Source organism: Amycolatopsis sp. NPDC104587 (genome assembly GCF_055583645.1).
Genome location: NZ_JBVJNO010000027.1, coordinates 46,871 through 62,377 on the forward strand (window position 1 = coordinate 46,871; position 15,507 = coordinate 62,377).

The 15,507-nt window shown below is 72.2% G+C and carries 16 protein-coding genes; 10 read left to right on the forward strand and 6 right to left on the reverse strand.

Going from position 1 to position 15,507, the window contains the following annotated elements; translation table 11 throughout:
- Position 1 precedes the first annotated feature (1 nt).
- A complete protein-coding gene (locus ACZ61C_RS46935) occupies positions 2 to 856 on the forward strand; it encodes a LysR family transcriptional regulator (RefSeq protein WP_465314491.1) in 855 nt (284 codons plus the stop codon).
- Between the two features lies 1 nt (position 857).
- On the opposite strand, the gene ACZ61C_RS46940 is transcribed toward ACZ61C_RS46935, so the two are convergent.
- Positions 858 to 2,429 carry an amidase gene (locus tag ACZ61C_RS46940; RefSeq protein ID WP_465314492.1) on the reverse strand — a complete coding sequence of 524 codons (1,572 nt, stop codon included), beginning with the start codon at positions 2,427 to 2,429 and terminating at the stop codon, positions 858 to 860.
- A gap of 55 nt (positions 2,430 to 2,484) precedes the next feature.
- Complete coding sequence (locus ACZ61C_RS46945) at positions 2,485 to 2,979, reverse strand: ATP-binding protein (protein WP_465314493.1); 495 nt, start codon at positions 2,977 to 2,979, stop codon at positions 2,485 to 2,487.
- 150 nt (positions 2,980 to 3,129) lie between these two features.
- Here ACZ61C_RS46945 and ACZ61C_RS46950 point away from each other — a divergent pair, with 150 nt between their 5' ends.
- From ACZ61C_RS46950 to ACZ61C_RS46960, 3 genes are all read left to right on the forward strand, one after another.
- Positions 3,130 to 4,152 (forward strand): LLM class flavin-dependent oxidoreductase, encoded by a 1,023-nt coding sequence (locus ACZ61C_RS46950; protein ID WP_465314494.1) that lies wholly within the window; start codon positions 3,130 to 3,132, stop codon positions 4,150 to 4,152.
- A gap of 82 nt (positions 4,153 to 4,234) precedes the next feature.
- Positions 4,235 to 5,155, forward strand: coding sequence for an ABC transporter substrate-binding protein (locus ACZ61C_RS46955; protein WP_465314495.1), 921 nt, complete (start codon positions 4,235 to 4,237; stop codon positions 5,153 to 5,155).
- A gap of 1 nt (position 5,156) precedes the next feature.
- A complete protein-coding gene (locus ACZ61C_RS46960) occupies positions 5,157 to 6,482 on the forward strand; it encodes an NtaA/DmoA family FMN-dependent monooxygenase (RefSeq protein ID WP_465314496.1) in 1,326 nt (441 codons plus the stop codon).
- A gap of 211 nt (positions 6,483 to 6,693) precedes the next feature.
- Here the strand turns inward: ACZ61C_RS46960 and ACZ61C_RS46965 are convergent, their stop codons facing one another.
- A complete protein-coding gene (locus tag ACZ61C_RS46965; RefSeq protein ID WP_465314507.1) occupies positions 6,694 to 7,422 on the reverse strand; it encodes a TIGR03620 family F420-dependent LLM class oxidoreductase in 729 nt (242 codons plus the stop codon).
- Positions 7,423 to 7,620: 198 nt separating this feature from the next.
- Here ACZ61C_RS46965 and ACZ61C_RS46970 point away from each other — a divergent pair, with 198 nt between their 5' ends.
- Positions 7,621 to 8,517, forward strand: coding sequence for a LysR family transcriptional regulator (locus tag ACZ61C_RS46970; protein ID WP_465314497.1), 897 nt, complete (start codon positions 7,621 to 7,623; stop codon positions 8,515 to 8,517).
- Here ACZ61C_RS46970 and ACZ61C_RS46975 read toward each other — a convergent pair.
- A complete protein-coding gene (locus ACZ61C_RS46975; RefSeq protein ID WP_465314498.1) occupies positions 8,495 to 8,863 on the reverse strand; it encodes a VOC family protein in 369 nt (122 codons plus the stop codon). The genes ACZ61C_RS46970 and ACZ61C_RS46975 overlap by 23 nt on opposite strands.
- A 64-nt stretch (positions 8,864 to 8,927) precedes the next feature.
- Here ACZ61C_RS46975 and ACZ61C_RS46980 point away from each other — a divergent pair, with 64 nt between their 5' ends.
- Positions 8,928 to 9,374 carry a MarR family winged helix-turn-helix transcriptional regulator gene (locus ACZ61C_RS46980; protein ID WP_465314499.1) on the forward strand — a complete coding sequence of 149 codons (447 nt, stop codon included), beginning with the start codon at positions 8,928 to 8,930 and terminating at the stop codon, positions 9,372 to 9,374.
- 347 nt (positions 9,375 to 9,721) lie between these two features.
- On the forward strand, positions 9,722 to 10,282 hold the full coding sequence (locus ACZ61C_RS46985) for a hypothetical protein (RefSeq protein WP_465314500.1): 561 nt from the start codon (positions 9,722 to 9,724) through the stop codon (positions 10,280 to 10,282).
- 61 nt (positions 10,283 to 10,343) lie between these two features.
- On the opposite strand, the gene ACZ61C_RS46990 is transcribed toward ACZ61C_RS46985, so the two are convergent.
- The gene (locus ACZ61C_RS46990) at positions 10,344 to 10,946 is read right to left on the reverse strand and encodes a response regulator transcription factor (RefSeq protein ID WP_465314501.1); all 603 of its coding nucleotides are present in this window, start codon (positions 10,944 to 10,946) and stop codon (positions 10,344 to 10,346) included.
- Positions 10,943 to 12,079: a sensor histidine kinase gene (locus tag ACZ61C_RS46995; protein WP_465314502.1), complete on the reverse strand. Its 1,137-nt coding sequence runs from the start codon at positions 12,077 to 12,079 to the stop codon at positions 10,943 to 10,945. Before ACZ61C_RS46995 ends, ACZ61C_RS46990 begins: the two co-directional genes overlap by 4 nt.
- A gap of 108 nt (positions 12,080 to 12,187) precedes the next feature.
- On the opposite strand from ACZ61C_RS46995, the gene ACZ61C_RS47000 reads away from it, so the two are divergent.
- Genes ACZ61C_RS47000 through ACZ61C_RS47010 form a run of 3 tightly spaced genes read left to right on the forward strand, consistent with a single transcriptional unit; the run spans position 12,188 to position 15,280 of the window.
- Positions 12,188 to 13,072, forward strand: a complete 885-nt coding sequence (locus ACZ61C_RS47000) for an ABC transporter ATP-binding protein (protein WP_465314503.1) — start codon at positions 12,188 to 12,190, stop codon at positions 13,070 to 13,072.
- Positions 13,073 to 13,088: 16 nt separating this feature from the next.
- A complete protein-coding gene (locus tag ACZ61C_RS47005; RefSeq protein ID WP_465314504.1) occupies positions 13,089 to 13,808 on the forward strand; it encodes an ABC transporter permease in 720 nt (239 codons plus the stop codon).
- Between the two features lie 32 nt (positions 13,809 to 13,840).
- Positions 13,841 to 15,280 (forward strand): alpha/beta hydrolase, encoded by a 1,440-nt coding sequence (locus tag ACZ61C_RS47010; RefSeq protein ID WP_465314505.1) that lies wholly within the window; start codon positions 13,841 to 13,843, stop codon positions 15,278 to 15,280.
- Positions 15,281 to 15,507 lie beyond the last annotated feature (227 nt).

The following is a 15,507-nucleotide window of genomic DNA, read 5'->3' on the forward strand; positions in this document are numbered from 1 at the left end:
GGTGGACCTGCGCTCGCTCCGGTACTTCGTCGCGGTGGCCGAGGAGCGGCATGTCGGGCGCGCGGCGAGCCGCCTGCACATGACGCAGCCGCCGCTCAGCCGGGCGATCCGGCAGCTGGAGGACGAGCTCGGCGTCACCCTCTTCGACCGCACGCCCAAAGGCGTCACGCTCACACCCGCCGGGGCGGTGCTCCACGACGAAGCCGCGGCGCTGCTGGGGCAGGCCGACCGGATCCGCGGCCGGGTGACGGCGGCGGCCGGCGCCGCGACCCTGGCGATCGGGACCCTGGCCGACGCGGCCGAGCACGTCGGCGGCCGGCTGGTGACGCTGTTCCGGGCCCGCCACCCGCACGTGACCGTGAGCGTCCACGAAGCCGACCTCGGCGACCCGACGGCGGGGCTGCGCGCCGGGCTCGTCGACGTCGCGCTGACCCGGACTCCTTTCGACACCACGGGGTTCGGCACGCACGTGCTGCGCTCGGTGCCGGTCGGCGTGCTCATGCGCGACGACGACCCGCTGGCCGGGCGGGACTCGGTGGCGTCCGCCGACCTGGTCGGCCGCCGCTGGGTCCGGCTCCCGGACGACACCGACCCGGCGTGGACGGCGTACTGGACCGGCGGCGCGCCCGGGGCCGCGGCGCCGGTGCTGCGGACCGTCCAGGAGTGCGTGCAGGCGGTGCTGTGGAACGGAACCGCGGCCCTCGCGCCGGTCGACCAGCCCCTGCCGGCGGGGCTGCGGGTCGTCCCGCTGGCGGGGCGGCCGCCGAGCGACCTGGTCGTGGCGTGGCCGGAGACCGGCCGCAGCCCGCTGGTGCGCAGCTTCGTCCGGATCGCCGCGGACAGCTACCGGCGCTGACTCACCCGATCGTGGGCAGGTAGGCCGGCGCCCGGCGGGCCGGGGCCGCGCGTTCGAACGCCGCGGCGAGCGCGAGGACCCGCGCGTCGGCCCAGCGGCCGGCGAAGAACGACACCCCGATCGGCAGCGGGCCCGCGAACCCGGCCGGCACCGAAACGTTCGGGTAGCCGGCGACCGCTGCCGGGGTCGACGAACCGAGCACGAACGCGTCCCCGGTGCCGTACGTGGTCTTCCACGCCGGGCTGTTGGTCGGGGCGACCACGGCGTCCAGGTGGTACCGGGCGAGCGTCTCGTCGATCGAGCGGCGCGCCAGGTCCGTGGCCGTCGCGCGCTGCTCGCGGTAGACCGGGTCGCTCGGGCCCGGGGCGGCCGCCGCCTGCTCGAACAGCTCCTGGCCGAACTTCGACAGCTCGACCGGGTCCCGCCGGTTGAAGGCGATCAGCTCGCTCAGCGTCGCCGGGTGGCCCGGCCGGTGCGTCAGGTACGCGTTCAGGTCGCGCCGGAACTCGGTCAGCAGCGCGGGGGACTCCGCCGCGCCGATCCGGTCCTGGTAGGGCAGGTCGACCTCGACGACGGTCGCGCCGCGCGCGGTCAGCGTGCGCACGGAGTCCTGGACGACACGGTCGACGTCGGCGTCCAGGCCGGCCAGCCGCCAGACGCCGATGCGGGCGCCGCGCAGGGCGCCCGGGCGCAGCAACGCGGCGTAGTCGCGCGGCTGCCCGGCGGGAATGGCGGCCGTGGCGGGGTCGGCCGGGTCGGGCCCCTGCAGGACGGACAGCGTGACGGCGGTGTCGACGACGTGGCGGGCCATCGGCCCGGCGGTGTCCTGCTCGGCCGAGATCGGCACCACCCCGGTCCGGCTGACCAGGCCCAGGGTCGGCTTCTCGCCGACGACGTCGTTGGCGCCGGCCGGGCACACGATCGAGCCGTCGGTCTCGGTGCCGATCGCGACCTGCGCGAGGGTGGCCGCCACGGCCGCGCCGGAGCCGGACGACGAGCCGCACGGGTTGCGGTCGAGGACGTAGGGGTTGTTCGTCTGGCCGCCGATCCCGGACCAGCCGGACGTCGAGTGCGTCGAGCGGAAGTTGGCCCATTCGGACAGGTTGGTCTTGCCTAGGATGACGGCGCCGCCGCGCTGGAGCCGGTTCACGAGCGCCGCGTCGGCAGCCGGCCGTGTGCGCGGCAGCGCGCGTGACCCGGCCGTGGCCGGCAGGGTCCGCGTGTCGATGTTGTCCTTGAGCAGCACCGGGATCCCGTCCAGCTGCCCGAGCGTGTGCCCGGCCCGGCGGCGGGCGTCGCTGGCGGCGGCCGCCCGCAGCGCGCCGGGGTCGACGGCGACCACCGCGTGGACCTTCCGGTCCACGGTGCCGATGCGCTCGAGGTAGGCCGCGGTCAGCCGCACGGCCGTGAGACCGCCGTGGTCCATCCGCTGCTGGAGCTCGGGAATGGTGGCCGCGTCGAGGTCGAACCCCAGCGCGGGGCCGGCGGAAGCGGAAGCGGGCGCCGGGACGACCAGGCATCCGGCGAGGGCGGCGGTCACGGCGGCGGAGCGCAGGCGCATCACGGCGTCCATGCCACTCCTCGCCCCGGCGGCGGTCAACCCCTCGTTCGTCGGGGCCGCGGGTGGATCAGGACCGCAGCGCGGCGGGCCGCCAGATCATCGTCACGCGGGTGCCGCGCTCGCCGGTGTCGACGGTCGCCTGGTCGGTGACCTCGTCGATCAGGCGCAGCCCGCGGCCGCCCGAGGTCAGCGGCGCCTCGCCGACGCGCTTGACGGCGCCGCCGCGGCCGGTGTCGCTGACGACGACGGTGACCGTGTCACCCGCCCAGTCCGCGTACAGCCGGGCCCAGCCGCCGCCCTCGGGATAGGCGTGCGCGGCCGTGTTGGCCAGTGCCTCGTAGGTGGCCAGGACGACGTCGTAGCTCGTGTCTTCGTCGAGGGGAAGCTCGTCGAGCCAGGCGGTCAGCTTCCGGCGCAGCACCGAGATCTCGCCGGACTCCGCGGGCACGAGCTCTTCGAAACTCGTCCGCACCGCCGGGTCGATCGGCGTGCTCGCGCCGACGCCGGCGGGCTCGCTGTCCGTGTCGTTTCCGGTGCTCGGTTCCGGAGTATGTCGATGCACGATGTACTCCTCCCTGTCTCCGCTCGGACCCCCCATGGCCTCGGGCTTCGTGCAGGCTGGGTACCCAGCGTCCGCGTTTCCCATTCGTGATGTCGGCCGCGTCTCGTCCCGTGCGGAATCAATCCCGGACGTCGAGCGCTTGCACGGTGCGTGAAGAAGATCGGTTTTCTGTCATTCGGCCACTGGTCGGCGGGCGCGTACTCCGAGACGCGGTCGGCGGCGGACTTCCTGCACCAGTCGATCGACCTGGCGGTCGCGGCCGAGGAGCTCGGCGTCGACGGCGCGTACTTCCGGGTGCACCACTTCGCGCGGCAGGCGGCGAGCCCGTTCCCGCTGCTCGCGGCCATCGGCGCGCGCACGTCGAAGATCGAGATCGGCACCGGCGTGATCGACATGCGCTACGAGAACCCGCTCTACATGGTCGAGGACGCGGGCTCGGCCGACCTCATCTCCGGCGGCCGGCTCCAGCTCGGCATCAGCCGGGGATCCCCCGAACAGGTGATCGAGGGCTGGCGCTACTTCGGCTACGCACCGGCCGAGGGCGAGACCGACGCGGACATGGCCCGTGACCGCACCGAGGTCCTCCTCAAGCTGCTCGAAGGCGAGGGTTTCGCACAGCCGAACCCGCGGCCGATGTTCGCGAACCCGCCCGGGCTGCTGCGCCTCGAGCCGCACTCCGAGGGCCTGCGCGAGCGCATCTGGTGGGGCTCGGGCTCGAACGCGACCAGCGTGTGGGCCGCGAAGCTGGGCATGAACCTGCAGAGCTCCACGCTCAAGGACGACGAGACCGGCGAGCCCCTGCACGTCCAGCAGCGCAAGCAGATCGAGGCCTATCGCGAGGCGTGGAAGGAGGCCGGTCACGAGCGGGAGCCACGGGTGTCGGTCAGCCGCAGCATCTTCGCGCTGACGAACGACCTGGACCGGGCCTACTTCGGCCGGGACCGCGGCTCGCGCGACCAGGTCGGCATGATCGACGAGAACACCCGGGCGATCTTCGGCCGGTCCTACGCCGCGGAGCCGGACGAACTGGTGCGGGAGCTCGAGGAGGACGAGGCCGTCCAGGCCGCGGACACCCTGCTGCTGACCATCCCGAACCAGCTCGGCGTCGACTACAACGCCCACGTGCTGGAAAGCATCCTGACGCACGTCGCCCCGGAGCTCGGCTGGCGCTGAGCGGAATCCCAGCATGTGGTTTCTGTCGGTGGTGCTGGTTAGGGTTCCGGTTGTTCGACCTGTGGAACGAGGAGAGTGCGTCGTGAGCTGGAGCCGGAAGATCCGAGCGGCCGTGCTGGTGGGTGTGGCCGCCCTGGGCCTCGCCGCGTGCGGCGGCGGGGGCAGCGATCAGCCCGCCGCGCCGGGCAAGGGCGGCGCGCCGATCGTCGTCGCGTCGTTCAACTTCACCGACAGCCAGATCCTGGCCGAGATCTACGCCGCCGCGTTGCAGGCGAAGGGCTACCCGGTCACGAAGAAGCTGAACCTGGGGTCGCGGGAGCTGATCTACCCGTCGCTGAAGTCCGGTGAGCTGCAGTTCATCCCGGAGTACCAGGGATCGGCGATCACCACCGGGTTCGGCGCGGAGCCGGTGAAGGACGCGAAGGGTGAGCACGAGCAGCTGGCGAAGCTGTTCGAGCCGAGCGGCGTCTCGCTGCTGGACTTCGCCGCGGCCGAGGACAAGAACACCTACATCGTGAAGGCCGACCTCGCGAAGTCGAGGGGCCTCGCGAACATCAGCGACCTGAAGAAGCTCGACAAGGTCGTCCTGGCCGGCGGGCCGGAGTGCGAGAAGCGGCTCACCTGCTTCAAGGGCTTCACCGACGTCTACAAGCTGACCAACGCGTCGTTCCAGACCGTCCAGGAGTTCGGCCCGCGGATCCAGCAGCTCGACTCCGGAGCCGTGACGGTGATCCCGGTGGACTCGGTGAGCCCGCCGGCCGGCGACGCGAAGTACGTCGCGCTCAAGGACGACCTCAGCATGGTCCCGACGGAGAACGTGGTGCCGGCGGTGAACAAGAAGGTGCTCGACGAGCGGGGCCCGGACTTCGCGGCCGTGGTCAACGCCGTGAGCGCGAAGCTGACCACCGACATCATGCGCGACCTGAACAAGCGCGTGGACTCCGACGGTGAGCAGGCAGCGGACGTGGCGAAGGATTGGCTGTCACAGCAGGGGCCGGCCTGAGATGGCGGAAGCGGGACAGCTGCACTTCAACGCGTTCATCTGGCCGAACGGCTACCACGAGTCCGCCTGGCGCGTGGTCTCCGACGACGTGCGCGGCGTGCTCGGGCTGCCGTACTACGCGGACATTGCGCGCATCGCCGAGCGCGGCCTGATGGACACGATCTTCCTGGCCGACAACATCGCCATCGCCGAGTACCGGGCCACGCACCTGCCGCAGACGCAGTTCGACCCGATCTCGGTGCTCTCGGCGCTGGCCGCGGTCACCAGCCACATCGGACTGATCGGGACCGGCTCCACGACGTACAACAAGCCGTGGGAGCTGGCCCGCCGGTTCGCCACGCTCGACCACCTCAGCGGCGGCCGGGCGGGCTGGAACATCGTCACCACGATCACCCCGCTGGCCGCGGCGAACTTCGGCGAGCGCGCTCACCCGGACCACGCGGACCGGTACACGCGCGCCCACGAGTTCGTCGACGTCGTGACCCGCGCGTGGGACAGCTGGGACGACGACGCGGTGGTCGGCGACCGCGAGCGTGGGGTGTGGGCGGATCGCGCCAAGCTGCACGCGCCGCGGTTCCACGGCGAGTTCTACGACGTCGAAGGGATCTTGCCGTTCCCGCGTTCCCCGCAGGGACGGCCGGTGCTGGTCCAGGCCGGCCAGTCCCCGGCCGGGGTCGCGCTGGCCGCGCGTTTTGCGGAGCTGGTGTTCTCCGGGCCCCCGTCGCTGGAGGCGGCGGTGGCGTTCCGAGCGGACCTCCACGCCCAGGCGGCGGCCGCGGGCCGCGACCCGGGCCAGGTCCTCGTCCTCCCGGCCCTGATGCTGACCCTGGGCGGGACCGAGGCCGAGGCCCGGGAGCGCGCGCAGCGGCTGGAGGACCTGTCGAGCCCGGAGTTCCGCTGGCAGAACGTGCTGTACACGGCAGGCCTCGACCCGGACGGCTACGACCCGGACGTGCCGCTGCCGGCAGAGTTGTGGACCGGTTCGGCGAACGTGTCGAGCCGCGCGGAGCAGCTGTTTGCCGCTTCGCGGGCTCAACCGTCGGCTTCGCTGCGCGAGGTGGCTTTGCAGTTGAAGAGCGGCGCCGGGCAGTTCCATTTTGTGGGGACGCCGGAGCAGCTCGCGACGCACGTGCTGGAGTGGCAGGACGCGGGGGCTGTGGACGGGTTCACGATCATGGGGTCGACGCTGCCGTACGAGTTGACGGCGTTTGTCGACCACGTGGTGCCGATCCTGCAGAGCAAGGGCCGGTTCCGGACGGAGTACGAAGGTTCGACCTTGCGCGATCACTTGGGACTGCAGCGGCCGGCCGCGGGAGGTGCCGGCTAGGGAAGGACTTCGGTGGTTGTGCGCGGTTGGCCGGGATCGGGTTTGACTGCGCGGCGTGCGCTGGCTGGCTGAGCGCCGAAACCGGCTCGGCGGCTGCTTGCGGCATGGTGGTCGGGTTAGCTGCCGCGACCGGTTTCGCTGGCTGCGCGCGGAGTGCTGAGCGGTCGGCGCCGGGGAACCGCTCGGCGGCTGCGCGCGGAGTGCCGCGCGGTCAGTCACCGAGAACCGCTTCGGCCACTTCGCGCAACGTGCCGAACAAGTCCTCCCCGAGCGGATAGATCCGCACCTGGTCCGCACCCGCGTCGCGATGCGCTGCCACGCCCGCCGCGACCGCTGCCGGGGTGCCGTGCAAAACCAGCGCGTCGATCAAGCGGTCGCTGCCCGTGCCCGCGAGGTCCTCGTCCGTGAACCCCAGCCGCCGGAGGTTGGCTGCGTAGTTCGTCACCTGCAGGGCTGTTCCCGATGGGGCCGACCGCGCGATCGCCCGGGCCCGCTCGACATTCCCTTCCAGCAAGGCGAAATGGCCGGGCAGCAGCAGTTTCCCCGCTCCGAGGATCTCCCGGGCCCGGCGGGTGTGCTCGGGGGTGACCAGGCACGGCACCGTCCCGGCCGTCCGGTCCCGGGCCAGCCGCAGCATCCGCGGGCCGAGCGCGGCGAGCACGATCCGCCCGGCCGGCACCCCGGCCGCCGTCAATGCGTCCACATAGGACACCAGCTTCTCGTACGGTGACACGTATTCGGCGTGGACCTCGCGGTGCCCGATCCCCACCCCGAGCACGAACCGCCCCGGGTGGTGCGCCTCGATGCGGTGGTACGAGGCCGCGACGGTCTCCGGCTCGGCGGTCCAGGCGTTCACCACGCTGGTGCCGACCACCAACCGGGTGGTGGCGTCGAGCAGCTCCTCCGCCTGCGCGAGGTCCGGCGGGGGAGAGGCGTCCAGTCACAGCGTGCCGTACCCGGCCTTTTCGAGCTCGACGGCGCCGTCCGGCGTGACTTCGTGTTCCCGCAGGTGCGCGCCCAGCACGCCCAGTCCGATGGTCATGCCCCGACTTCAGCACGGCGCCGTCCGGTGAACCAGATCCGGAACCGACGCGCAGCGATAACCTGATGACATCGTCGAAGCCACGCGGGAGGAACGGTGGAACTTCGGACCCTGCGGTACTTCGTGACGGTCGCCGACGAGCTCCACTTCGGCCGGGCCGCCGAGCGGCTGCACATCGCGCAGCCCGCGGTCAGCCGTCAGATCGCCCGGCTGGAACGGGAGCTGGGCGTCCGGCTGCTCGACCGCTCGCCGCGGCGGGTTCGGCTGACCGCGGCCGGGCGCCGGGTGCTCGCCGCGGCTCGGGACGCTCTCGCGGCCGCCGAGCGGGTCAAGGTCGCCGCCGGTCTGCCGGCGGGCGCGTTGCGGATCGGGACGGCCCCCGGGCTCACCTCCCGGCTGGAGCGGGGCATCGACACCTTGCGGCGGACCGTGGCGACCCTCGACGTCGTGCTCGTCGACCTCCCCGTCGCCGCCCGGCTGGACGCCCTGCGCGAGGGTGACCTCGACCTGGCACTGGCCCGAGGGGTGCATTCGGCGCCCGGGCTCAGCGTGCTGCCGACGTGGACCGAGCCGCTGCTCGCCGTCGTCTCCGCCCGGCACGCCGCCGCGGACCGTGCCCCCGTCGGCCTCGCCGACCTGGCCGGCAGCGCCCTGCGGATCCCCTCGCGACAGCTCGACCCGCCCCTGCACGACGCCGTCACCACCGCGCTGCGCGACGCCGGGATCCGCCCGCGGCTCGGCCGCCCGGCCGGCACACCCCGGGACACCGTCGTCGAGGTCGGCTCCGATCCGGACAGCTGGGCGGTGCTGCCCGCCGGTCAGGTGGGGGAGATCGGGTCGGCCCGGGTTCGCGCGATCGAGCTGGAGCCGCCGGTGACGATCACCGGCAGCGTCGCGCTGGCGGACGACGTGCCGGGCCAGTGCGCCTCGGCCCACGTGGCGGCCTTTCGCGACGCCGAGACCAGGGTGGTCAGCCGCGGTCGTGGAGCGTGACGTGGTAACCGTCGGGGTCGGCGAAGGTGAACGTCCGGCCGAAGGGGCCGTCGATCGGCGCTGAGACGATCCGGTGGCCGTCGGCGGCCAGAGCGTCGTGAATGGCCTGGACGTCCGTGGCGTGCAGCCAGATCGCGGCGCCGATCCCGGGCTGGGCGACGGAGGCGAGATCGGTGCCGGGAACGACGTCGCGGAGGGCGAACGCGATCGGCTTCGTCTCGAAGACGACGGCGTGCGGAGGTCCGGCCGGCGAGCGGACCAGGCCGAGGTACTGCTCGTAGAACGCCTGTGAGGCGGCGAGGTCACTCGCTTGGAGCGAGAGGAAGTCGGGGCCGGTGGCGGGCATGGGCGCTGCTCCTTCTTTTCGTGTCAGTATTCTGACACGGACGACTCTATGTCAGAATGCTGACATGAGTCAAGACGGTGTCGACCTCGAGACGTCACTGGGCTACCTGCTGAAGGAGGCGTCGAGCGCCCTGCGCGCGGCCATGGAGGCGGTGCTGCGGCCGCTCGGGATGACCGTGACGCACTACTCCTGCCTGGAGCTGCTGGCCCAGCGGCCGGGCCTGTCGAACTCCGAGCTCGCCCGCGGCGCGTTCGTGACGCGGCAGTCGATGAACGTGCTGCTTCAGACCTTGGAGCGGGACGGCTACGTGACCAGGCCCGCGGAGGCGCCCGTCGGGAAGGTTCTGCCGACGCGGCTCACGCCCCGCGGCCGGCGGAGCCTCGAGAAGGCGACCGTCGCGGTCCGGTCCGTCGAGATCAGGATGCTGGCCGGGCTGACCGAGGCCGACCGGGCCGGCGCGTCGCGGATCCTGCGGAGCATGATCCATTCCCTGCGCGACGAGAACCGGTGACGCGGGAACGCCGGGTGATCACAGTGCCGACATTCGGGTGCAACGGCAGGCGTGCATTCGGTTCAACGGGAGCTGGGAACATTTCTCCTGGTCTGTCACATCCGGTCGAAGTGGACTGTCCTCTTGCGACGATCCGGAGGCTCCTCATCTCGATAAACGTGCTACAGTAAGGAAAATCGACTCGCAAAACCGGCGACCGCAAACGACCCGGCGCCGGATCGGTTACGGCGCGAACCGATGTCGATCAGTTGAGATTGCTCACCCGGTTAATTCGCGCCGATCGTGTTTCTCGTCGCCGTTTTGGTGGATCCCTGGAGCGTCCCATTCCTCCGTCGAAGGAGCCCACCATGAGAGTCAAGAACACCGGCCGCGCGGCGATCATCGCCGTGCTCGTCACGGCGCTGGTCGCCCTCTTGACCGGCGCGGGCACGGCGCTCGCCGCTCCCGCTCCGGCCGCGCCGCCCGTTCCGGCGCCGGCCACCCCGCTGACCGGCACGTTCACCGACGCGTCGGGCGGCACCGGCACCGCGGCCGGCACGTTCACCCCCACGGACTTCGTCGCCGACGGCAGCACCCTGCTGGCCAACGGCGTCGCCGACGTGACGCTGACGGACTCCGCGGGCCGGCAGGTCGGCACCGAGTCCCGCGCGGTCAGCGTGCCGGTCGGCGTCGCGGCGGCGTCGTGCCAGATCCTCGACCTGGTGCTCGGGCCGCTCGACCTCGACCTGCTCGGCCTGGTCGTCCACCTCAACCAGGTGCACCTGAACATCACGGCCGAGTCCGGCCCCGGCAACCTGCTCGGCAACCTGCTGTGCGCGATCGCCGGCCTGCTCGACCCGGGCCCGCTGTCCAACCTGCAGGCCCTGGTCACCCTGCTGAACCAGATCCTCGCCCTGCTGCGCGGCTGACCACTCGGCCGCGATGACGGATCGGCTCACTCCAGGTGGGCCGATCCGTCGCAGGTGGGGGTCAAAGCCAGTCGTGTTCCCGGGCGTAGCGCGCGGCTTCGTGGCGCGTCCGCGTCTGGGTCTTCTGCATCGCGTTCGACAGGTAGTTGCGCACCGTGCCTTCCGCGAGGTGCAGCTGGCCCGCGATGTCCGCGACCGAGAACCCCTCGCGCGTCGCCCGCAGGACGTCGATCTCGCGGTCGGTGAGCGGGCAGTCGTCGACGACGGCCAGCGCCGAGACGTCCGGGTCGATCCAGCGCTTGCCCTCGTGCAGCGCCTTGATCACCGACGTGATGTGCGCCGGCTCCGCGGACTTGCTGACAAAACCCTGGACGCCGAGCTTCAGCGCCTTGCGCAGCACGCCGGGCCGCGCGTGCCGGGTCAGCATCAGGATCACCTGCTCCGGCCGGGAACGGCGGATTTCCGCGACCGCGCCCAGACCTTCCACCCGGGGCATCTCGAGGTCGATCACCAGCACGTCGGGGCGGTGCTCCAGCGTCGCCCGCACCGCGGCCGCGCCGTCTTCCGCCTCGGCCACCACGGTGATCTCGCCTTCGAGCGGCAGCAAGGACGCCAGCGCCTTGCGGAGCAGGACTTCGTCGTCGGCCAGCACCACCGTGGTCATCGGGCCTCCCTCCACCGCGGGAACGCGGCCGCCGTCACGAACCGGCCGTCCCGCTGCTCCACCTCCAGCTCACCGCCGTTGCCGGCCAGCCGCTGCTTCAACGTCGCGAGCCCGTTGAGCTCGGGCGGTCCGGCCTCCGGCACCCCGTCGTTGACGATGGTGATCCCGGACGCGGTGAGCGTGATCCGCACCTGCCGCGCCTGGGCGTGGCGCAGGATGTTGGTCGTCGTCTCGCGCAGGACCTGGCCGAGCAGCTCGCCCGCGCGGGCGTCCACTTCGGCCTCGCGGTCGACGCGCACGTGGATGCCCGCGGCTTCGAAGAGGTTCTTCGCGTTCTCCAGCTCGGCGGACAGGTTGAGCCGCCGCTGGGCGTAGGCGAGCTCCTTGGTCTGCACGATCGTGTCGCCGACCAGGGTGTGCACCTCGCGCAGCTCCTCCCTGACCCGGTCGAGGTCGCTGTCCACCAGCTTTTCGGCCAGGGCGACCTTCAGCTTCACCACGTGCAGCGTGTGCCCCTGGATGTCGTGCAGGTCGCTGGCGAACCGCATGCGTTCGCGGACCACCGCGAGGTCCGCCTCGCGGTCACGCGACTGCTCCAGCTCCGCGACCAGGTCGTAGAACCGCTGGCTGACGAACATGAACGCGGTCGACACCACCACGGCGGCCGCGGGGATCGCGACGTACTGCAGCAGCCGTCCGCCGGTCTTGTCCGGGTACAGCAACGGGTTCGCGGCGCCGAACACGGCGACCAGCGCGGCCAGCCCGGCCAGCGACGCGACGCGGTGGCGGGGGAGCGGCGGGATGAGGAACGAGCCCACGATGGACAGCCCGTAGAACGCCGCCGTGTCGTCGCTCAGCGCGCCGGCGAGCCAGACCACCGCCGTCACGGCCAGGCAGGGCCGGGCGACGCGGATGAAGTCGCCCGCGGTCCAGCGCTCCGCCGTCGCCAGCGCGGCCGCCAAGCCCACCCCCTGCAGCAGGACGTGCCACCAGGAGCGGGCGGTGAGCACCAGCATCAGCACCCCGACGATCGCCAGCGGCGGCACCGTGGTGACGAGGTTCAGCCGGCGCAGCCGCTCCTGGACCGCACCCCCGGTCCAGGACGTGCGACGCGCGATCGTGGGCACATCCATGACCCGAGACTAACGGCCTGGGCGGGCGCCACCAGTGACACCGCGTCATGTCTTGGGGTGACGTGGCCACACTGCCGGACGGGCGGGCGAACCGCTGGAATTCGGGGCATGTCCACGACACCCGTCATCGACGTAGCCCGCCTGAACCTCACCTACGGCGGGTTCCACGCCGTCAAAGACCTCTCCTTCCAGGTGGAACGCGGAGAGCTGTACGCGCTGCTCGGCACGAACGGCGCCGGGAAGACCTCGACCCTGGAGACCGTCGAAGGCCACCGCGCGCCGACCTCGGGCACGGTGCGGGTCTTCGGGAAGAGCCCGCGCGACCGGGCTGCTGTCCGGCCGCGGATGGGGATCATGCTGCAGGAGAGCGGCTTCTCCCCGGACCTGACCGTGCGGGAGTCCGTCGCGCTGATCGGGCGGCTCACCGAGCGGACCGACGACGTCGGGCGGGTCCTCGGCATCGTCGACCTCACCCGCAAGGCCGGCACGAAGGTGTCCCAGCTTTCCGGCGGCGAGAAGCGGCGGCTGGACTTCGCCACCGCCGTGTACGGGACGCCGGAGCTGATCTTCCTCGACGAGCCCACCACCGGCCTGGACATCCAGTCCCGCGACGCCCTCTGGGACGCCGTCGACCGGCTGCGCGAAGCGGGCTCGACGATCGTGCTCACCACCCACTACCTCGAAGAGGCGCAGCAGCGCGCCGACCGCATCGGCCTGATGCACCAGGGCGCCTTCCACCGCGAGGGCACCGTCGCCGAGCTGACGCGGACCCTGCCTTCGAACATCCACTTCGGACTCCCGGCCCATGCTCCGGCACCGCCGCTGCAGGCCACGCGCGGCGAGGACGGCCGGTTCCTCATCGAGACCTTCGCGCTGCAGAAGGACCTCCACACGCTGCTCGGCTGGGCGCGGGACAACGCGCTGGAGCTGCGCGGGCTCGAAGCCGGCCCGACCCGCCTCGACGACGTCTTCCGCGCCATCGGCCACTCCTGAGAAAGGGACCCCTCCCATGCTTCCGATCGCTCGCGGCGAGCTGATCCAGATCTTCCGGAACCGGCTCGTGCTGGTCACCGCCCTGCTGCTGCCGCTCGCCTTCAGCGCGTTCCTCATCTACCAGCACGAGCTGTTCGAGAAAATCGGCAGCCTCGGGTACATCGCCTCGCTGGCGCTGTTCTTCGTGCTCGGCATCGGCCTCTACACCACGACGGTGACCACGCTGGCCTCCCGGCGGCAGAACCTCTTCCTCAAGCGCCTGCGCTCCACCGCGGCCGGCGACACCGGCATCCTCGCCGGGCTGCTGGCGCCGATCACCGCGATCACGCTGGTGCAGATCGCCGTGATCCTGGGGGTGCTGGCCGGGGTCACCAAGCGGCCGGACAACCCGCTCCTGCTGGTCGTGGCAGTCGTCGTGACGGTGGTCATGATGCTCGCGCTAGGGCTGGCCACGGCCGGCCTGACGAACTCGCCCGAGCACGCGCAGGTCACCACGCTGCCGCTCAGCGTCGGGGTCATCGCGGTGGCCGGCTGGGTCGGCGCCACCGGCACGAGCGAGCTGACCCTGCTCAAGCGCCTGCTGCCCGGCGGCTCGGCGACCGAGCTCGTCCTCAACGCGTGGAACGGCGGGGTCGCCTGGAGCGACTCGCTGGTCCTGCTCGCGCCCACCTTGGCCTGGGTCGTCGTCGCGATCACCCTGGCCTCCCGCCTGTTCCGCTGGGAACCGCGCCGGTGACCGCCGGCGTGCCGAAGATCGAGGGGAAACCGATGCGAAAAGTGTTGCTGGTGACCGTGCTCACCGCGACCGCGCTGACCACGGCGGTGGTGCCGGGTGCGGCCGCCGCCACGGGGCTGAAGTGGGGTGCGTGCCCGGCGGACGTCGCCCCGTTCCCGGGCCTGCAGTGCGCCACGCTGCAGGTGCCGCTGGACTACCGGAACCCGGAGGGCCGCAAGATCGACCTGGCGGTGTCGCGCCTGGCGAGCCCGAACCCGGAGAAGCGGCGCGGGGTGCTGCTGACCAACCCGGGCGGCCCCGGCGGGGAGGGCCTGGACTACCCGGGCGTGCTGACGATCCCGCAGCTGCCCTCGCCGCTGCCGCAGAGCGTGCGGAACTCCTACGACATCATCGGGTTCGACCCGCGCGGGGTCGGGCACAGCACCCCGGTGACCTGCAACCTGACCCCGGCGCAGATCGCGCGCGGCAACCTGCCGTACGCGAACGGCCCGGCGGACGTGCTCGAGCAGGCCGAGGTCGCGAAGGCCGAAGCGAAGCAGTGCGCGACGTCGAAGTCCGGCTGGATGCTGCCGTACGTCACCACCGCGAACACGGCGCGGGACATGGACCGCATCCGCGAAGCGCTCGGCGAGTCCACAGTGTCCTTTCTGGGCGCGTCGTACGGGACGTACCTGGGTTCGGTGTACACGACGATGTTCCCGCGGCGCAGCGACCGGTTCGTGCTGGACAGCAACCTCGGCCCGGGCGGCTACGACATCACCGCGATGCGCGCGTTCGGCCGGGGCATGGAGGACCGGTTCCCGGACTTCGCGAAGTTCGCCGCGCCCGGCCTGGGCCTCACCCCGGCACAGGTGACGGCGAAGTACCACGAGCTCGCGGCGCGGCTGGACAAGGCGCCGGTGGCGGGCATCGACGGTTCGGTGTTCCGCGGCATCACCTTCAGCGACCTGTACTCCGACGGGCAGTTCCGGGAGCTGCTGGCGGCGTGGAAGTCGCTGGACAAGGGCGAAGAGCCGAAGCTGACGGCCGAGCCCCCGAAGACGGACAACATCCTGGCGGCCCGGTTTTATGTGCTGTGCGGGGATTCGAGCTGGCCCCGCTCGGTGGCGGGCTACCAGGCGGACGTCGCGGTCGACCGGATCCGCTACCCGTTGATCGGCGCGGCGTCGGCGAACATCGCGGCGTGCGCGTACTGGCCGTCCGCGCCGGCGGAGCCGAAGGTGCGGATCACCGACCGCGGGCCGTCGAACGTGCTGCTGGTGCAGAACGAGCGTGACCCGGGCACCCCGCTGGTCAACGCCCGCAAGCTGCGCCAGGCGTTCGGCGACCGCGCCCGGATGGTGACGATCGACCAGGGCGGGCACGGCGCGTACCTGTTCGCGGCCAACAAGTGCGGGAACAGCGCGGTGACGGAGTTCCTGGTGACGGGGAAGCGCCCGCCGGCCGACCGCTTCTGCGCGGCCGAGGGCTGAGGGTACTGCAACGCCGGGTCGATCTGGTCGGCCGACGACGTCGTGAAGGCGTGTAAAGCGCTGATCGCGGACGAGTTCCCGGAGCCGGGGGGGGGGGGGGGGGGGGGGGGGGGGGGGGGGGGGGGGGGGGGGGGGGGGGGGGGGGGGGGGGGGGGGGGGGGGGGGGGGGGGGGGGGGGGGGGGGGGGGGGGGGGGGGGGGGGGGGGGGGGGGGGAGGGGGGGGGGGG